This is a genomic window from Klebsiella sp. CN_Kp066 (assembly GCF_040065135.1).
Lineage (GTDB): Bacteria > Pseudomonadota > Gammaproteobacteria > Enterobacterales > Enterobacteriaceae > Klebsiella > Klebsiella oxytoca.
Genome location: NZ_JBEAIU010000029.1, coordinates 1 through 16958, shown reverse-complemented (window position 1 = coordinate 16958; position 16958 = coordinate 1). Strand labels below are relative to the sequence as shown.

14 protein-coding genes and 1 pseudogene are annotated in these 16958 nt (G+C 61.8%); 3 read left to right on the top strand and 12 right to left on the bottom strand.

The window, feature by feature from the left end; all coding sequences use genetic code 11:
- Positions 1-25 precede the first annotated feature (25 nt).
- From ABLV75_RS09910 to ABLV75_RS09890, 5 genes and pseudogenes are all read right to left on the bottom strand, one after another.
- Positions 26-925, bottom strand: coding sequence for a MurR/RpiR family transcriptional regulator (locus tag ABLV75_RS09910; RefSeq protein WP_004102837.1), 900 nt, complete (start codon positions 923-925; stop codon positions 26-28).
- Positions 922-1892: pseudogene (locus ABLV75_RS09905) on the bottom strand (ABC transporter substrate-binding protein); the annotation flags it as partial. The gene ABLV75_RS09910 and the pseudogene ABLV75_RS09905, both read right to left, overlap by 4 nt.
- Positions 1886-2938 carry an iron ABC transporter permease gene (locus ABLV75_RS09900; RefSeq protein WP_326933042.1) on the bottom strand — a complete coding sequence of 351 codons (1053 nt, stop codon included), beginning with the start codon at positions 2936-2938 and terminating at the stop codon, positions 1886-1888. The pseudogene ABLV75_RS09905 and the gene ABLV75_RS09900, both read right to left, overlap by 7 nt.
- Positions 2935-3960: an iron ABC transporter permease gene (locus tag ABLV75_RS09895; protein WP_348854931.1), complete on the bottom strand. Its 1026-nt coding sequence runs from the start codon at positions 3958-3960 to the stop codon at positions 2935-2937. The genes ABLV75_RS09900 and ABLV75_RS09895 overlap by 4 nt, the downstream gene beginning before the upstream one ends.
- Positions 3957-4778, bottom strand: a complete 822-nt coding sequence (locus tag ABLV75_RS09890) for an ABC transporter ATP-binding protein (RefSeq protein WP_004102842.1) — start codon at positions 4776-4778, stop codon at positions 3957-3959. Before ABLV75_RS09890 ends, ABLV75_RS09895 begins: the two co-directional genes overlap by 4 nt.
- Before the next feature lie 557 nt (positions 4779-5335).
- Between ABLV75_RS09890 and ABLV75_RS09885 the strand changes: the two genes are divergently transcribed.
- Positions 5336-7357: a TonB-dependent siderophore receptor gene (locus ABLV75_RS09885; protein ID WP_085955742.1), complete on the top strand. Its 2022-nt coding sequence runs from the start codon at positions 5336-5338 to the stop codon at positions 7355-7357.
- Positions 7358-7503: 146 nt separating this feature from the next.
- Here the strand turns inward: ABLV75_RS09885 and ABLV75_RS09880 are convergent, their stop codons facing one another.
- From ABLV75_RS09880 to ABLV75_RS09850, 7 genes are all read right to left on the bottom strand, one after another.
- Positions 7504-8292: an ATP-binding cassette domain-containing protein gene (locus ABLV75_RS09880; protein WP_004102846.1), complete on the bottom strand. Its 789-nt coding sequence runs from the start codon at positions 8290-8292 to the stop codon at positions 7504-7506.
- Complete coding sequence (locus ABLV75_RS09875; protein ID WP_023321154.1) at positions 8286-9281, bottom strand: ABC transporter permease subunit; 996 nt, start codon at positions 9279-9281, stop codon at positions 8286-8288. Before ABLV75_RS09875 ends, ABLV75_RS09880 begins: the two co-directional genes overlap by 7 nt.
- A complete protein-coding gene (locus ABLV75_RS09870) occupies positions 9262-10299 on the bottom strand; it encodes an ABC transporter substrate-binding protein (protein ID WP_004113549.1) in 1038 nt (345 codons plus the stop codon). Before ABLV75_RS09870 ends, ABLV75_RS09875 begins: the two co-directional genes overlap by 20 nt.
- Positions 10296-11270, bottom strand: coding sequence for an ABC transporter substrate-binding protein (locus tag ABLV75_RS09865; RefSeq protein ID WP_049591869.1), 975 nt, complete (start codon positions 11268-11270; stop codon positions 10296-10298). The genes ABLV75_RS09870 and ABLV75_RS09865 overlap by 4 nt, the downstream gene beginning before the upstream one ends.
- Positions 11271-11281: 11 nt before the next feature.
- Entirely contained in the window at positions 11282-12427 is a 1146-nt protein-coding gene (locus ABLV75_RS09860) for an acyl-CoA dehydrogenase family protein (protein ID WP_348854930.1), read from the bottom strand.
- Positions 12424-13509: an LLM class flavin-dependent oxidoreductase gene (locus ABLV75_RS09855; protein ID WP_023321155.1), complete on the bottom strand. Its 1086-nt coding sequence runs from the start codon at positions 13507-13509 to the stop codon at positions 12424-12426. The genes ABLV75_RS09860 and ABLV75_RS09855 overlap by 4 nt, the downstream gene beginning before the upstream one ends.
- A 145-nt stretch (positions 13510-13654) precedes the next feature.
- Entirely contained in the window at positions 13655-14548 is an 894-nt protein-coding gene (locus ABLV75_RS09850; protein ID WP_023321156.1) for a LysR family transcriptional regulator, read from the bottom strand.
- Positions 14549-14655: 107 nt separating this feature from the next.
- Here ABLV75_RS09850 and ABLV75_RS09845 point away from each other — a divergent pair, with 107 nt between their 5' ends.
- The gene (locus ABLV75_RS09845; RefSeq protein WP_004102858.1) at positions 14656-15252 is read left to right on the top strand and encodes a cysteine dioxygenase; all 597 of its coding nucleotides are present in this window, start codon (positions 14656-14658) and stop codon (positions 15250-15252) included.
- 1 nt (position 15253) lies between these two features.
- The gene (locus tag ABLV75_RS09840; protein ID WP_024274307.1) at positions 15254-16834 is read left to right on the top strand and encodes a rhodanese homology domain-containing protein; all 1581 of its coding nucleotides are present in this window, start codon (positions 15254-15256) and stop codon (positions 16832-16834) included.
- Positions 16835-16958: the final 124 nt, after the last annotated feature.

The following is a 16958-nucleotide window of genomic DNA, read 5'->3' as shown; positions in this document are numbered from 1 at the left end:
TTCCCGACGGTAAATTATCTGTCGTTTAGCTTCGTTTACCGCCGGATTTACCAATAGCCCGATGCAATTCATTGATCCGCTTCATCGATTTCACCGTTTTTTGCGGCGCGGTGGAGGCGACCGACAGCACAATCATCTCCAGGCATACCAGCACCGTACCGTGCAGCGGCACCCGACCGTTATCGCCGCCGCGCGGCACCTCAATCACCACCTGCGCCTCCTGGCTAAAGCGGGAATCCACCGCCTGGGTCAGCAAAATCGTCGGTATTCCCAGTCGCCGGGCCTCGCGCAGGGTCGTCATCCCCTCCCGGTGCGGCGACTTTTGCCCCATCATAATCAGCACGTCGCCGCGCTGCAGGCCGATCAGCTGCTCGGCGAGGCTAAACCCGGTGCGGTTCATCACGTACGAAGGCAGACCGATGCGGCTCAGCAGCCGGGCGGTATATTCCGCCAGAATGCCCGAGGCGCCGATCCCGAAAATCCCCACCTGGCGGGCGTCGGTGAGCAGCGCCACCGCCTGCGCCACCGCCGCACGGTTGGCGGGGCGCGACAGCACTTCGCAGGCCCGCTGATGCCCGTCCAGCACGAAATCGATGCTCGAATTGACGTCGCTGGACAAGGCGCTCACCGTGGAGATCATTTTTTCCGACGAGGTCGCCGACGGGCCGAACCAGCGCTCCATGGTCTGCTTCAGCTCCCGCAGGCCAGCGAAGCCGAGCGCCTGGATGGCGCGCACCACCGTGGCGTCCGAGGTATTCGTCGCGGCGGCGATTTCCATAGCCGTGCGCTCCAGCACCGCTTCCCGGTTTTCGTTGATATAGCTCACCACCGCCAGCAAACGTGGCGACAGTTGATGCGCGCGAGCGCGAAAACGTTCACCGAACAGGTCCACCCGTCCCTTCTCTCTTTTAACCACCGTTTTCATTGCAATCCCTCGGGCAAAGGACGACCGGCAATGTGCGACTGCACCTGGGCGACCATCAGCGACAGCGCGGCGTAGGAGTTAGAGATAACCTCCTCGCGCGGCAGCAGAATATAGCGCCCGGTGCGGCAGGCGCGCATAAAGTCGCACCAGCCGGGCATCACGCTCTCCATCGCCTGCAGCTCATCCTGCGGCCTGCCGCCGGTATCGGAACGCCAGGTGGCAAATACGAAATCGGCGTCCAGCGCCGGTAGCTGCTCGGCGCTGACGTCAATACGCTGGCCATCGGGGATGTTGTCGATCAGCGGCGGAAAGCGAAATCCGGCATCGCGCAGCACGCGGCCCAGCGTATGATAAGAGTGATGCACGGTAACCTTGCCGTTGTTGGCCTGAATCACCGAAACCACGATTTTTTGCGTGTCCACAATCGACTTCAGCTGGGCAATCTGCGCCTGATAGCGGCGTTCGAGAATCAATAACCGCGGCTGGGTGCCGGTGAGCTGCGCCAGCTTGCTATAGATGCGCGGCGCGCTGCCCTGCAGGTGGTCGATGCTGACCGTCGGCGCAATCTTCTCCAGCTGCTCCACCGAAACGTGGCGGCTGGGCTCGGTAATAATCAGGTCCGGTTTCGCGGCGGCTACCGCCTCGAGATCGATATCCGCCGTGCCGATAAACCGAATCGCGCTGTTATCAAAATCAACGCCGGTCAGCTGAGCGCTGGCGCGTAAAAAGTGGCTGCCGTCCGGACGCGTCCGGCCATGGCTGGCCACCGGCGGGACGCCAAGCTCAATCAGCGGGATGGTGATATCCAGATCGTGCATCGACACAATGCGCTGCGGATGTCGTGGAACGGTGACCGTGCGACCTAAGTCGTCGGTAAAGGTTTGCGTATCGGCGGCCGAGGCGACGCCCGCCAGCAGCACCAGCAGAGAAACGAACCAACGCATAGCGATCCTTTTTGATTTACAGGGCGTCACGACGACGCCAGAGCAGAACGATAAAAAACGGGCAACCGACCAGAGCGATGACGATCCCAGCGGGGATCTGCAGCGGCGCGAACGCCAGTCGGCCAATGGTATCGGTGACTAACACCAGCAGCGCGCCAATTAACGCGCTGCCGCAGAGCAGCGCCACCTGGCCGCCGCGCAGCAGAAAACGCGCCATATGCGGCGCCATCAGGCCAACAAAGCCAAGGCTACCGACGCAGGAGACGCTGGCGGAGGTGAGCAGCACCGGCGCGAAAAAGCGCAACAGGGTGAGCTGCTGCAGACGTATGCCGAGGCCGATGGCCGTGCGGTCGCCGAGCAGCGCCACATCGGCGGCTCTGGCGGTCAAAAAAAGGATCATCGCCCCGGGCAGCGCCCAGCAGAAGGCAACGACCAACAGCGGCCAGGTCGCCGCGTGCAAACTCCCCGCCAGCCAGATCATCGCCGTTTGTACATCGCGCACGTCGGCGGTAGTCATAAAAATACCGACCGCCGCCGCCAGCGTCCACGACACGCCGATGCCAATGAGAATAAAGCGCGGGCGCGAACAATCGCGGGCCAGCGCCAGAACCAGCAGCGCCACCAGCACGCCGCCGAGCATTCCCGCCAGCGGCCGCCAGACCAGGCCCACCGCCGGGAAGAACAGCACCAGCGCCAGGACGACAATGCTGGCCCCCTCCTTCACCCCGATAAGCCCGGGATCCGCCAGACCGTTGCGGGTAATGCTCTGCATCGCCGCGCCGGCCAGACCGAGCATCGCCCCGCACAGCAGCGCCATAAACAGCCTCGGCAGGCGGATATCAAACAGAATAAATCGCTGCTGTTCGCCCACGATTCCCCCACCCAGCAGCGCATGGAACAGGGTACCGGAGGGCATCGGGAAACTGCCGCGGGTCAGGCCAAACAGCGCCAGCAGCAGGATGACGAGCAGCGCAACAGCGGCGATGCTTAATGCCGCGGGCCTCAGCAGAATGTGCCAGCGGCCGCAGGTCAGCGGCCGAAAGCCGGCGCGACGGACGGCATTTTTCATTTACAAAACCTCGCGGCGATAACAATAAACACCGGCGCCCCCACCAGCGCGGTCATTGCGCCGGTCGCCAGCTCCTGGGGGGCCGCCAGCGTGCGGGCGGCGATATCCGCCAGCAGCAGCACCAGGGCGCCAACCGGAGCGGCCAGCGGCAGCGCCAGGCGAATATCTTCGCTAATCAGCCGGCGCACCGCGTGGGGGACCACCAGCCCGACAAAGCCGATCGGCCCGGCCACCGCCACCGTGGAGCCGCACAATAGCGCAATGGCGGCCAGCCCCAGCAGGCGGGTCTGAACGATTTTCACCCCCAGCCCCAGCGCGACCTTATCGCCCAGCGCCAGCAGGTTCAGACGCGGGGCAATGATCAGCGCGATCGTCAGCCCCGCCAGCGCCGGAAGTAGCGCAGCGCGCAGCGTTTGCCAGTTCAGCCCGGCAAGATCGCCCGCCAGCCAGGTACGCATCGCCAGTAGCGTTTGTTCATCGAGGATCAGAATCGCCGCCGTCACCGCCGAGGCAAAGGCCGACAGCGCCACCCCGCACAGGGTAATGCGCAGCGGCGTGACGCCACCGCGACCGGACGACGACAGCAGCATCACGCCGCCAAACAGCAGCGCCGCGCCGCAGGCGGCGGTCAGCGGCCTGGCTAACGCGACGCCGCCGAGGCTGATCCCCAGCGCCGATGTCGCCACCACCGCCAGCGAAGCGCCGGCGTTAAGACCGAGAATATGCGGCTCACCCAGCGGGTTGCGGATCACGGTTTGCAGCAGCAGGCCCGCCACGCCGAGCGCCGCGCCGGTAAGCAGCGCCGCCGCGAGACGTACCAGACGTAAATCAACGATAATTCGGTGGTCAAAATTGCGCGGATCGTAATGGAACAGCGCCTGCAACACCGTTTGCGGGGCAATCCAGCGCGCGCCGAGCCCGAGATGCACCAGCGAGCCGCCCAGCAGCAGCAGGCTCAGCAATACCAGCGCCAGCCGGGGCCGGGATTGTCGGCGCTGAAGCAGCAGCGCGGAGGCGCTCATAAAGCTTTCTCCTCACGAGCGCGGAACGGCATAAAAAAGGGCTTGCCGGTCTGCGGGTTGAGCGACATCTGAACGTCCACGTCAAAGACGTTTTTGATCAGCTCCGGCGTGCAGATTTCCTGTTCATTAATCACCCCGGCGATCTGCCCTTTTTTGAGAAATACCAGCAGGTCGGCGTAGTTCACCGCAAAGTTCAGGTCGTGCAGGACGGTCACCACGGTGCGGCCGTGTTCGCGGGTTAAAGTTTGCAGCAGTTCGAGGATATCGACCTGATAGCGCAGATCGAGCCAGGTAGTGGGTTCATCCAGCAGAATCGTCGCCGTTTGCTGAGCGAGGGCCATTGCGATCCAGCAGCGCTGGCGCTGGCCGCCGGAGAGGCTATCCACCGGTAAATGAGCGAATTCTGCGGTGCCGGTGAGCCGTAGCGCCTCTTCCACCGCCCGTTCATCGGCTTGCGACCATTGCCGCATCAGCCCCTGCCACGGATAGCGCCCGCGCGAAACCAGTTCAAAAACCGTCAGCCCCTCCGGGGTCAGCGGCGATTGCGGCAGAATGCCCAGCCGACGGGAAACTTCCCGGGTCGGCATCTGGTGAATCACCTCGCCGTCCAGACGTACGCAGCCCCCCAGCGGCTTGAGCATCCGGGCGATAGTCGACAGCAGCGTCGATTTACCCGAACCGTTGGCACCGGCCAGAACGGTCATTTTCCCGTGAGGAATGGTGAGATGAATATTGTCGATAATTAACGTCTGGCCATATCCGGCCGACAGGGAATCAAGGACGATTCCCTGCTCTGCAGGCAACACCCGCTGTGGCATAACTCGCTCCCGCGCCGCAACGGCGTGGCGTCGGGCCCGCGCGTTCCGCACTCAAACATAAATAAATCTCATTCTCTTTTGATCATGCGGTGGATGAATGTAGTAGTCAAGACCCCATTACCGCGTCTGACTTCACGCTTTATCACCTCCGCGTCAATGACCAGGTAAAAAATTTATTATCAATAAAAACAAGAAAATAAACGCTTACCATCTCGTCAGATCGCCGCTAAATGATTGATTATTCATTTCGCCGATTTTTTATCTTACATAACGTTTACTACTACATTTCTTCATGTTTGAATGATTCTCAATTACATATCTGGCGCGCGTTACGGCGTAAAAAACAGCCAGGTTTATTTTCCAGGGCAATGATTTTATTGGCTTTACCTCACCGCAAAGGCGAGGTTCGTTCACGAGAAACAACAATGACTCCATTAAATGTCCCTTCTTCGGCATTAAAAGGGCGTGCGCTTTTTTCACTAATTTTTTTCACCTCACCGGGATTATTGGCAGCGGTTAATAGCGCCGATACAACAAAAAAAACCGCCGACGAGACCATGACGGTCGTGGCCGACGGCAGCAGGCAAAGCGCCACTAACGGTTATCAGCCGGTCAATACGTCAACCGCTACCCTGACCTCCATGCCGATGCTGGATATTCCTCAGGTCGTCAATACTGTCAGCGAACAGGTGCTGCAGGATCAGCACGCGACGAACCTCGATGAAGCGCTGTATAACGTCGCCAACGTGGTGCAAACCAATACCCTCGGCGGAACCCAGGATGCCTTTACCCGCCGCGGCTTCGGCGCTAACCGCGATGGTTCAATCATGACCAACGGCTTGCGCACCGTACTGCCGCGCAGTTTTACCGCCGCCACCGAACGCGTCGAAGTGCTTAAAGGCCCGGCCTCAACGCTGTACGGTATTCTCGACCCCGGCGGATTAATCAACGTGGTGACCAAACGCCCGGAGCGCACTTTTGGCGGCTCTGTTTCCGCCACCTCCACCAGCTTTGGCGGCGGTACCGGCCGATTTGACGTCACCGGCCCCATTGACGGGACGCCGCTGGCGTATCGGGTGATTGGCGAATATCAGCATGAAGATTACTGGCGTAATTTCGGCAAAGAGAAGAGCAGCTTTATTAACCCCTCTCTGACCTGGTTCGGCGAGCGGGGGACGGTGAACGTGTCATATTCGCACCGTAACTACAGTACTCCCTTCGATCGCGGCACCATCTTCGATCTGAACACCGGTCATGCGGTGAACGTCGATCGTAAAACCCGTTTTGATGAACCGTTTAATATTACCGACGGTTATTCCGATCTCGCGCAGCTGAATGCCGAATACCGTCTCAGCGACGCCTGGACCGCCCGCTTCGACTACAGCTACAGCCAGGATCATTACAACGACGATCAGGCCCGGGTAATGGCCTACGACTCGGCGACCGGCAACCTGACCCGCCGCGTCGATGCCACACACGGTTCAACCCAGAAAATGCACTCTTCGCGAGCGGATTTACAGGGTAACGTGGTTATTGGCGGCTTTTACAACGAGATCCTCACTGGTCTGGCCTATGAGAATTACGATCTGCTGCGCACCGATATGATCCGCTGTAAGAACGTCAAGGGTTTCAATATCTATAATCCGGTCTACGGTACTGTTGGCAAATGCTCCAGCGCTTCGGCATCCGACAGCGACCAGCGCATTCAGCAGGAGAGCTACGCGGGCTACGTTCAGGACGCGCTCTATCTTACCGATAAATGGATTGCCGTTGCCGGAGTGCGCTATCAGTATTACACCCAGTACGCCGGTAAGGGCCGCCCGTTTAACGTCAATACCGACAGCAGCGACCAAAAATGGACGCCGAAAGCGGGCCTGGTTTATAAGCTGACGCCGTCCGTTTCGTTGTTCGGTAACGTAGCGCAGTCGTTTATGCCGCAGTCCTCTATCGCCAGCTATATCGGCAACCTGCCGCCGGAAGAGTCCACGGCGTACGAGCTGGGCGCAAAGTTTGAGCTGTTCAACGGCGTCACCGCCAATATTGCGCTGTTTGATATTGATAAGCGCAACGTTCTCTACACGGAATCCGTGGGTGATGAAACCGTGGCGAAAACCGCCGGTAAGGTGCGCTCTCGCGGCGTCGAAGTCGACGTGGCCGGATCCTTGACCGATAACCTGAGCGTCATCGCCAGCTACGGCTATACCGATGCGAAGGTCACCGACGATCCGGATTACAAAGGCAAACCGCTGCCGAACGTGCCGAAACACACCGGTTCGCTGTTCCTGAGCTATGACATTCATAACGTCTACGACAGCAATACGCTGACGGTGGGCGGCGGCGGTCGCGCGGTGAGCAAACGTTCCGGGACCAACGGCGCGGATTATTATCTGCAGGGCTATGCGGTGGCGGATGTGTTTGCCGCCTATAAGATGAAGCTACAATATCCGGTCACCCTGCAGGTTAACGTGAAGAACCTGTTCGATAAGACCTATTACACCTCCTCCATCGGCACCAATAACCTCGGTAACCAGATCGGCGATCCGCGGGAAGTGCAGTTTACGGTGAAGATGGATTTTTAAGCCTCATCCCTGTCCCGGATCGCGGCGCGCGGCGCCTTATCCGGGCTACCACACCATAGCCCGGGCAAGGCGCGGCCCTACCGCGCCGCTCCCGGGACTACCCGCCGAACGGTCAGAATGAGCACGCCCCCGGTTAGCACGTTGCCTTACCAATCCTCTCCCTGGCCAAGAATACGCAGAATATCCTGACGATGCTGCAGCAGCAGCGGATTGTCGCGATGGCGAGGATACGCCAGCGGCAGCGCAAACTCGGCGATAATCCGCCCCGGCCGCGGCGACATGATTAACACCCGATCGCACAGTAGCAGCGCCTCTTCGATATCGTGAGTGACCAGCAGGCTGGTATAGCCCTGCTGCTGCCACAGGGCGATCAGCTCCCGCTGCATGCTGATGCGGGTAAGCGAATCCAGTTTGCCCAACGGTTCGTCGAGCAGCAGCAGACGCGGTTCATTCAGCAGCGCGCGCGCCAGCGCCGCACGCTGCGCCATCCCGCCGGAAAGCTGGCGCGGCAACGCCTCACTAAACGCCTGCAGACCCATTCGCGCAATCAGCGCGTCGGCCTTTGGCTCAAGCCCCTTTTTCCCCTGCGCCTGCGGCCCCAGCAGCACGTTTTGCCGCACCGTCAGCCACGGATAAAGGGTCGGGTCCTGAAACACCAGTATTCGCTCGGGCCCCGGCCCGCCCATCGCCGCCTCATCAATCTGAATTTGCCCGGCCTGCTGCGGCTCCAGTCCCGCCAGCAGCCGCAGCAGAGTGGATTTACCGCAGCCTGAAGGGCCGAGCAGCGCGACGCTTTCTCCGGGCCGCAACTGCAGGCTGATATTCTCCAGCACCGGCACCGTCCGTTTGCCGAGGGTAAAAGCATGATGCAGATGGCTTATCGACACCGCCGCGCCGGTCGATGCCGCCTGAGAAGTGGCGTTCGCGGTTACCATTGCATCCCTCCCCGCTGCCAGCTCAGCAGCCGGTCGCGCACCATAAACAGCCCGCTAATCAGGCCGGAGCAAAGCAGCGCCATCACCAGCAGCGCCGCGTACATATTGGGATAGGCCGCCCAGCCCTGCGCCCACTGCAGATAAAAGCCGATCCCGGATTTCACGCCGACCATTTCGGCGACAATCAGCACCGAAAACGACGCGCCCAGCCCCATAAACAGGCCGACAAAAACGTTCGGCAAGGCGGCGGGGATCGCCACGCGCAGGATCAGGAAACGCTGGCTGGCGCCCAGGGTACGCGCCACGTCATACCACGCCTTATCGATGCCGATAACCCCGGACCAGGTCAGCACGGTCACCGGGAACCAGGTGCTGAGCGCGATCAGAAACACGCTGGCGCCAAAGCTGGAAGGGAAGATAAACAGGCACAGCGGCAGCAGCGCGGTGGACGGCACCGGCCCCAGCAGACGTAACACCGGATGCACCCAGTAGCCGATCCGCTGGGACCAGCCGATCGCCAGCCCGCTGATAAAACCGCAACTGGTGCCCAGCAGCACCCCGAGCCCGAGCAGCCCCAGCGAATGCAGAAGGCTATCGAGCAGGCGCGGCCAGTCATCGTGCAGCACCTCAATCAGCGCCTGCGGCGGCGCGAAAAACGGCACCGGCAAAAATGCCGTCTTTGCCGTCAGCCCTTCCCACAGCGCAAAGAGCAGCGGCAGCAGCGCCAGCCACTTTCCGGCATGCTGCAGACGCGTCCCCCGCTGCCGCCAGTAGCGGTAGCTCAGCGCCAGCACCAGCAGCCCGCCGCCGAGGGTGAACTGCGCCAGCGCCCACCCTTCGCTAAACGGCCAGCGCCGCCCGGCATCGGGCCAGGCCAGCGTATACAAGCCGCCCAGCATCCACAGCGCGGCGGCCAGCCAGCCTTCCGTCCACCGCGGCCTGCCGCTTGCCGGGCGCGCCAGCGCCCGTTCAGGCGAAAACGTTGACATAAATGCTCTCCGCAAACTGATGGGGATCGGTTCCCGGTTTAATGACCTGCACCCGCTGAAGATCCACCGCGTACTGGGTCAGCTCTTTAACAAACGCTTCGCCCACCGCGTGATGACCGTGCCCCTGGCCGTGGAGAATGCCGCTGACCTCCGCCTCATTGGTATTCAGCGCATGGGCGAGGAAGGATTGCGCCACGCTCTCCGGGTGCGCGGCGGCATAGCTGTGCGCCTCAAGAATCGCCTGGGTGAGCGCGGCAGCGGCCGGTTTATGATCGCGCGCCAGGCTACCGCTGACCCCCAGTACGCAGCAGCTCAGCCTGGCATAATCGCCGGTCATATTGCTGGCGATAAGCTGATATTTACCGGTGTCCAGCAGACGATAGCTAAAGGGTTCGCTACCGCTGATGGCGGCGATTTCGCGTTTATCCAGCGCCACGCTGAGCAAATCCGCCGGATAGACTTTCCACTGCACATCGCTTATCGGATCGATACCGTGGCGCTTAAGCAAGATGGCGAAAAAGTTTTTATCCGGCCCGGCCATATCGGTGACGCCGATGGTTTGCCCCTTCAGGCTCTCCAGGCCGCCGAACGGCGAGTTTTTCGCCGTCAGCAGGTTCAGGCAGCCGCCGTGGGTTCCGGCGGTGAGCTTCACGTCGAAGCCCTGCTCCAGCGCCTTCAGCCAGCGCAGCGCCATCCCGACGCCAGCGTCGGCCTTGCCGGTGGCAATCGCCTCCAGCAGCACGTCCGTCGAGTTGCCGAAGTTAACGAACTCCACGTCGAGATTGTATTTACTGAAGATCTTCTGCTGCTCGGCGACGGCGACTGGCGCCAGGCACACCGCGCTTTTGTTAATCGCCAGCTTGATTTTGTACGGCTGCGCCAGGCGCAGGGCCGGGTGTTCCTCACCGCTCGCCATGGCCGCCATATCGTGAGCCCAAAGCGGCAGGGATGCGCCGGCCAGCGCAAGGCTGCCGGTCAAGCGTAAGAAACGACGGCGGGAAAAAGCAGAGGTTATCATGGCGTCGCCTCCGCATGGGCCTGCGCGGCAGGCACGCTAAAGCCGTTATCAAACGTCGGCGTCACCTCCAGCTTCGCGCGGATCAGCCCGTTGGCGAGATAAAAATCCGCCGTCGACTGCTGCTGGGCGACCGTCTTCGCGTTCAGAGGCTGCCACTGCGACTGGCGATTGGCAAACTGCGCGCGGGCGATATCCGCCGGGAAGCGAATAATCTCCCCCAGGGTTTTACCGTAGCTATCGAGATTGGCATACGCCCAGCGCTCGGCGCCGGCCAGGCGATTGAGGTAATCCTGCAGCGCCGCGCGCTTCTGCGGGTCCTTCAGGGCATCATCGGTTGCCGCCAGGAAGGTGTTGCCCGGCAGCAACCCTTTGCCGCTGACCAGGATCTGCCCCTCGGCGGTCTTCACCAGCTGCGTGGTGTACGGCTCCCAGGTCGCCCAGGCATCAACCGAACCGTTGAGCAGCGCCACTTTGGCGTCCACCGGACCGAGAAACACCCACTGCACATCCTTTGGCGAAATTCCCACCTGCTCCAGCGCTTTCAGCGCCACAAAGTGGCCAATCGATCCTTTACCGGTAGCGATGCGTTTGCCTTTTAAATCCGCGGCGCTTTTCAACGCGCTGCCGGGCGAGACCAGCACCGCGGTGCCGGCCGGGTTGCTTTTATCGACGGCGATGGCTTTAACCGGCGCGCCGTTAGCCAGCGCGAACAGCAGCGGCGCATCGCCGATTATCCCCGCATCCACCGCCCCGGCGTTAAGCGCTTCCGCCAGCGGCGCGGCGGCCGGAAACTCGGCCCATTTAATCTCATATGGGAGATTCTGCAGGGCGTTGGCGGCCTCCAGCTGCGAACGCATGCCGCCTTTTTGATCGGCAATTCGCAGGGTGATTCGCTCCTCAGCCGCCGCATAGCCGCTGAGGACCAGCAGTATGATCGCGCCGCCTAAAGCGGTAACATTAAATCTGCGCATAAGAATTATCCTTATTTTTGAAAAGCGTGTTTGCCGGCCGCCAGCCACGCGCTGTCGCTCTGCGGGGTGTGTACCCGTCCGCACAGCACGTTACGATAGTGGCGTTCCAGAGGATTTTGCCGACTCAGGCCATGGTTGCCGGTGAGCTCCAGCGCCAGGTTTACCGCCTGAATGGCATTGTCGGTAATCGTGACTTTCGCGAGATTCGCCTCAATGGCGGAAAAGCCCAGCTGCGCGGCCTTTTCCAGCAGACTGCGATTGACCAGTAGCCAGCCGTCAATCTGGCCGACTTTTTCCTGCACCCGCGGCAGGCTGGAAAGCGGTTGCCCAAGGCTCCCCGGGATACGCGTACCCAGCCAGGACACCAGCCAGTCGCGGGCCGCCCGCGCGATGCTGTCGTAAATTGCCGCCAGTAGCGCCGTGTGGCGGTTGGCAAACAGGCGAAACTGTTCAGCATCCGGCGCGGGAGGCGCATCGGCAGCCCATACATCCACCGCGTGATCGGCGGCCACCTGCACGTTGTTGAGCAGCACTTCATGGCTGCCGGTTGCCCGCATTCCGCCGTGGTCCCAGCTTTTGACGACGCTAATACCGTCACTTTCGCGCGGCACCAGCCAGGTGCCGACCAGCGGCGGAGCGTCGTCGCTACGGCCCCAGATGGCCAGCCAGCTCAGCCCCTCAATACCGGTGGTATAAATTTTATGGCCATTAATCTGCCACCCTTCCGCGCGGCGGGTCGCCACGGTTTGCGGCAGGCCGCCGCGCGCCGGGGAGCCCAGTTCCGGCTCCACGCGCAGACTGTTGATCAATCCTCCCCGCTCAACGGCATCGTGAAAAACCCGTTGGCGCAGCGGCTCGGACCAGTTCTCGTTTTCCGCCAGCCGCAGATGATGCAGGTACTGCATGCAGACGATCAGCGCCGTCGCCGGTTCGCCCCAGGCAATAGCGGCAATCGCCTGCTGGAGCCTGGGAAGATCGGCACCTGCCCCGCCGTACTGCAGCGGTACGGCGAGGCTTAAAAAGCCGCGCTGGCGCAGACGGTCGATATTGTCGCGGGGAAAGTCGCCGCTGGCGTCGAGGCTGGCCGCCTGCTCCGCCATCAGGTGGCGAATCTCCGCGAGCCGTCGCGCCCACTCATCGGTAGCCGGATGTTTCACGATGCGCGCTCCGCCGCGGCGCGCAGGGCCGCTTTTTCGCGGGCGATCGGCAGCAGCGCTTTACCGTACTCCTGGGCATCGTTGAGCGGATCGAATCCGCGGATCAGGAAGTTGCGCACGCCGAGGTCGTAATAATCGAGCAGCGCGTCAGCAACCTGTTCCGGAGTGCCTACCAGCGCGGTAGAGTTGTGGCCGCCGCCCACCAGCTGCGCAATTCCGGTCCACAGACGTTTATCTACCACCTTGCCCTGCGCTGCGGTGGCCCGTAGACGCTGCGCCCCGACGCTGTCGGGCTTGGCTTTGAAGCCGTCCCCGCTCTGCGCCGCCCGTTCGGTGGCGACGTGCAGAATATGCTCGGCTTTTTCCCAGGCCTCAGCTTCGGTCGCGGCGATAATCGGCCGGAACGAGACGCTGAAGTCGATTTCTCGCTGATGTTTCGCCGCCTCGGCCCGCACGCGCTGGATGGTTTCCTCGGTTTGCGCCAGCGACTCGCCCCACAGAGCGAAAACATTGGCGTGTTTGCCGGCCACGGCGATAGCGGCTTCCGACGAGCCGCCGAAGTAGAGAGGGATATGCGGTTTTTGCAGCGGGCGTATCGCCGACCACGCCTGTTCCGCCTGATAAAAGTCATTGGCGATATCCACCGGCTGTTCGGCGGTCCACACCGTGCGAAGGGTCTCAAGGAAGGCATCGGTGCGCGCATAGCGCTGGTCGTGATCGAGATAATCGCCGTCGCGGCGCTGCTCGGCGTCATTGCCGCCGCTGATGATATGCACAGCCAGCCGTCCGCCCAGCAGATGTTCAAGGGTAGCGAACTTACGCGCAGCGAGGGTCGGCGAGACAAAACCGGGACGATGAGCCAACAGGAAGCCGATCTTTTGCGTCGACAGGCCCGCCAGCGCGGTCACCAGAAATCCGTCGGGTTGATCGGACCAGTGGCCTACCAGCAGGCGGTCAAACCCGGCGGCCTCGTGGGTTTGCGCGAAACGCACGATGTAATCGCGGTCAAAAATGGGGCCGACCGGGGCGATGGTTTCCGACGACAGGCGGTGGCCGATCATGCCGAGAAATTGAATGCTCATGCAGAACTCCTTGTAGCAGGATAATGAGTGGGCCGCCGCGGCGGCGCGTTTTCATTACCCTATACACGGGCTCTTAATGAACAAAATGCATTTTTATCATATCTTAATATGCAAGATAAGCATTTATAAAAATTATATATACGTTTCAGCCAGATACGTTTAGCTGCTGAACGACTTTGCCGGCGAAAAAAGTCAGCGGCTGGCTCAGATTAGCCAGATTCTGCGCGTGAACCAGCCACAGATGCACCTCGGGCTGGAAATCCGCCAGCGTCAATATTGTCACCTCATCGCGCCACGGGCTGGCGGCCAGCGCGGCGCGCGGGACCAGGCCAAGCCCCAGCCCCTGCGCCACGAGGCTGATTTGCAGCTGGGCACCCGCGGTCTCAACATTCAGCGCCAGACGCAGCCCCTGGGACTGCAGCTCGCGAATCAGCCCGGCCCGCAGGCCGCAGCCGTCGGGATTAAGCACCCAGCCTTTTTCCGCGCAGTCGCGCAGCGCCCCGGCGTGAAGACGCCAGCTTTTGGCCGCAATCACCGCAATATCCAGCGGGCACAGCAAGCGCCCGCCGCAGCCCTCAGCAAAGCGTTGCTGTTCCGGCCCCATCGCCAGCACGCCGTCCAGCTCGACGCTTTCAAGGCGCTTTTGCAGCAGCCCGCTCCAGCCGCAGGTCACCTGCGGTCTCAGGGCGGGAAACTGCTGGCGCAGCGCGGTCAGCGCCGGCTGCAGCGCAATTTCCGCCACGCTCTGCGGAACCCCGAGACGCAGGATGCCGTGCGGCTCGGCCTCGGGGTCGAGCAGGCCGTACAGCTTTTTGGTCTCCCGCTTGATGCTCAGGCACTGCTCGTAAACCCGGTGCCCGGCGGCGGTCAGGGTGAGCGGCCGGGTCTGACGCTCAAGCAGCGTCACGTTGAGGGTTTGCTCCAGTCGCTGAAGTCGGCGGGTTATCGCCGATTGGGTAATACCGAGATATTCCGCGGCCTGATTAAGCGAGGAGAACTGCACGGTGGCCAGCAGTGCGTCAATGTCGTCGATGCGCATAGCGTCCTTAATGTGATTTTTGCATATTAATATATGAGGAAATTGCATTTTAATTATATTAACGCCTTTGCTAGCGTAAAGACCAGTCCCGACAACAGGAAGCGACCATGACCGCACCGCGAGTGGAAAAATTACGCCAGTTTATTCAGGACCTTGATGCCCTGCATCGCGAATTTGCCGATGAGCCAGCCCTGCTTGACGCCGTGGCTCAGCGCCTGGCCACGCTGGTAAAAAAAGATGACTGGCTGCCGGAAGAGTACACCCTGCCGCACCCCCACCACTATCAGCAGTATCTACTGCATGCCGATTCCGGACAGCGATTTTCCATCGTCAGCTTCGTCTGGGGGCCTGGGCAATCGACGCCGATTCACGATCATCGGGTGTGGGGCGCCATCGGCATGCTGCGCGGCGCGGAGGAGAATCAGCGCTACCGCCTGGACGAGCGCGGCCAGCCGGTGGTCAGCGGCGTTGCCGAACGCCTCTCCCCTGGTGAAGTAGAAAAAGTCTCTTCCCGCGATGGCGATATTCACCGGGTGAGCAACGCCCTCGCGGATAGCGTCTCGATCAGTATTCACGTTTACGGCGGCAATATCGGCGGCGTCAGGCGCGCGGTCTATACCCCGGAAGGCCTCGTCAAACCTTTTGTCTCCGGTTACTCCAATCGCCACTTGCCCAATATCTGGGATCTCTCAAAGGATAATTAATATGCCCATCTGTTCTTATCGCCCGACCGCTCAGCTGCGCCAGGCGCTGCTTGACGGCGCGGAGCTGGCGCTGATCGATGTTCGCGAAGAGGCCGACTTTGCCCGCAGCCATCCGCTGTTTGCCGCTAATCTGCCGCTCAGCAAAATGGAGCTGGATGTTTTTCGACGCGTGCCGCGCCTGACGACGCCGATTACCGTCTATGACGGCGGCGAAGGTCTGGCGGAGCGGGCCGTCGAGCGCCTGCAGAGCTGGGGTTATCAGGATGTCGCGCTGCTGGAAGGCGGCCTCTCGGGGTGGCAACGCAGCGGCGGGGAGCTGTTTCAGGACGTGAATTCGCCGAGTAAAGCGTTCGGCGAGCTGGTAGAGAGCGAGCGGCATACCCCCTCGCTGAGCGCCGGGGAAGTGAAGGCGCTGCTCGAGGGTCAACAGGAGGTGGTGGTCGTCGACGCGCGCCGTTTCGATGAGTATCACACCATGAATATTCCCGGCAGCATCAGCGTGCCCGGCGGGGAGCTGGCGCTGCGCATCGAGGGCCTGATTCCGTCACCGCAGGCGACGGTGATCGTCAACTGCGCGGGGCGCACGCGCAGTATTATCGGCACGCAGTCGCTGCGCAACGCCGGTTTGCCCAATCCGGTCTACGCGCTGCGCAACGGCACCATCGGCTGGACCTTAGCCGGGCTTGACCTTGAGCGCGGCCAGCAGCGCCGCTACGATGCCGATTTTCGCGCCTCAGTCGAACGCGCGACGGCGGTGAGACAGCTGGCGGAGCGCGCCGGCGTCGCCTTTATAGACACCGCAACCCTTCAGCGCTGGCTGCGGCAGCCCGCGCGTACGACTTACCTGTTTGACGTTCGCAGCCCGGAGGAGTACGCCGCAGGCCATCTGCCGCTGAGCGTTAGCGCGCCCGGCGGGCAGCTGGTGCAGGAAACCGACCATTTCGCCAGCGTGCGCGGAGCGCGGATTGTGCTGATTGCCGATGACGCGATACGCGCGCCGATAACGGCGTCCTGGCTGGCGCAGATGGGGTGGGAAGTGGCGGTGTTAAATGATGCGCGCCCTGAAGACTTTAGCGAGCGCGGTACCCCCGCGGCCAAAGTACCGCCGGGGCCGCAGGCGGAGGAGATTTCGCCACAGCAGTTAGCGGAACAGCTGCGGGTACCCGGCACCGTGGTGCTGGACTTCACCACCAGCGCCAACTATGTCGCCCGGCATATCCCGGGCGCTTACTGGCTGGTTCGTTCGCAGCTGCGCCAGGCGCTGGAGGTGATACCGCAAGGAGAACGTTACGTTGTCACCTGCGGCAGCAGCCTGCTGGCCCGCTACGCAGTGCCGGAGGTAGCGGCTTTAACCGGTAAACCGGTGCAGCTGCTGAGCGGCGGCACCCTGGCGTGGATTGATGCCGGACTGGCGTTGGAGCATGGCGAGACGCATCTGGCGACGCCGCGCAGCGATCGCTATCAGCGCCCATATGAAGGTACCGATAACTCCCCGGCGGCAATGCAGGCCTACCTCGACTGGGAGTTCGGCCTGGTTGAACAGCTGGCGCGCGATGGTACGCACGGGTTTAAGGTATTGTGATTTCCCCCGCTCGCGCTGCGCTTAGCGGGGCTACGGGCCCCTGTACTCTGCTCCCGGGGGCGGCGCTAAGCGCCTGCCCGGGCTACAGGTTCACCGCCATCTGCCATCCCGTAGCCCGGACAGA

Bases quoted from the DNA above. Each gene is read 5' to 3' on its own strand.
- ABLV75_RS09850 (WP_023321156.1), bottom strand. From the start codon at position 14,548: ATGCGCATCGACGACATTGACGCACTGCTGGCCACCGTGCAGTTCTCC.
- ABLV75_RS09865 (WP_049591869.1), bottom strand. From the start codon at position 11,270: ATGCGCAGATTTAATGTTACCGCTTTAGGCGGCGCGATCATACTGCTG.
- ABLV75_RS09885 (WP_085955742.1), top strand. From the start codon at position 5,336: ATGACGGTCGTGGCCGACGGCAGCAGGCAAAGCGCCACTAACGGTTAT.
- ABLV75_RS09840 (WP_024274307.1), top strand. From the start codon at position 15,254: ATGCCCATCTGTTCTTATCGCCCGACCGCTCAGCTGCGCCAGGCGCTG.
- ABLV75_RS09875 (WP_023321154.1), bottom strand. From the start codon at position 9,281: ATGTCAACGTTTTCGCCTGAACGGGCGCTGGCGCGCCCGGCAAGCGGC.
- ABLV75_RS09845 (WP_004102858.1), top strand. From the start codon at position 14,656: ATGACCGCACCGCGAGTGGAAAAATTACGCCAGTTTATTCAGGACCTT.
- ABLV75_RS09895 (WP_348854931.1), bottom strand. From the start codon at position 3,960: ATGAGCGCCTCCGCGCTGCTGCTTCAGCGCCGACAATCCCGGCCCCGG.
- ABLV75_RS09910 (WP_004102837.1), bottom strand. From the start codon at position 925: ATGAAAACGGTGGTTAAAAGAGAGAAGGGACGGGTGGACCTGTTCGGT.
- ABLV75_RS09855 (WP_023321155.1), bottom strand. From the start codon at position 13,509: ATGAGCATTCAATTTCTCGGCATGATCGGCCACCGCCTGTCGTCGGAA.
- ABLV75_RS09900 (WP_326933042.1), bottom strand. From the start codon at position 2,938: ATGAAAAATGCCGTCCGTCGCGCCGGCTTTCGGCCGCTGACCTGCGGC.
- ABLV75_RS09880 (WP_004102846.1), bottom strand. From the start codon at position 8,292: ATGGTAACCGCGAACGCCACTTCTCAGGCGGCATCGACCGGCGCGGCG.
- ABLV75_RS09890 (WP_004102842.1), bottom strand. From the start codon at position 4,778: ATGCCACAGCGGGTGTTGCCTGCAGAGCAGGGAATCGTCCTTGATTCC.
- ABLV75_RS09870 (WP_004113549.1), bottom strand. From the start codon at position 10,299: ATGATAACCTCTGCTTTTTCCCGCCGTCGTTTCTTACGCTTGACCGGC.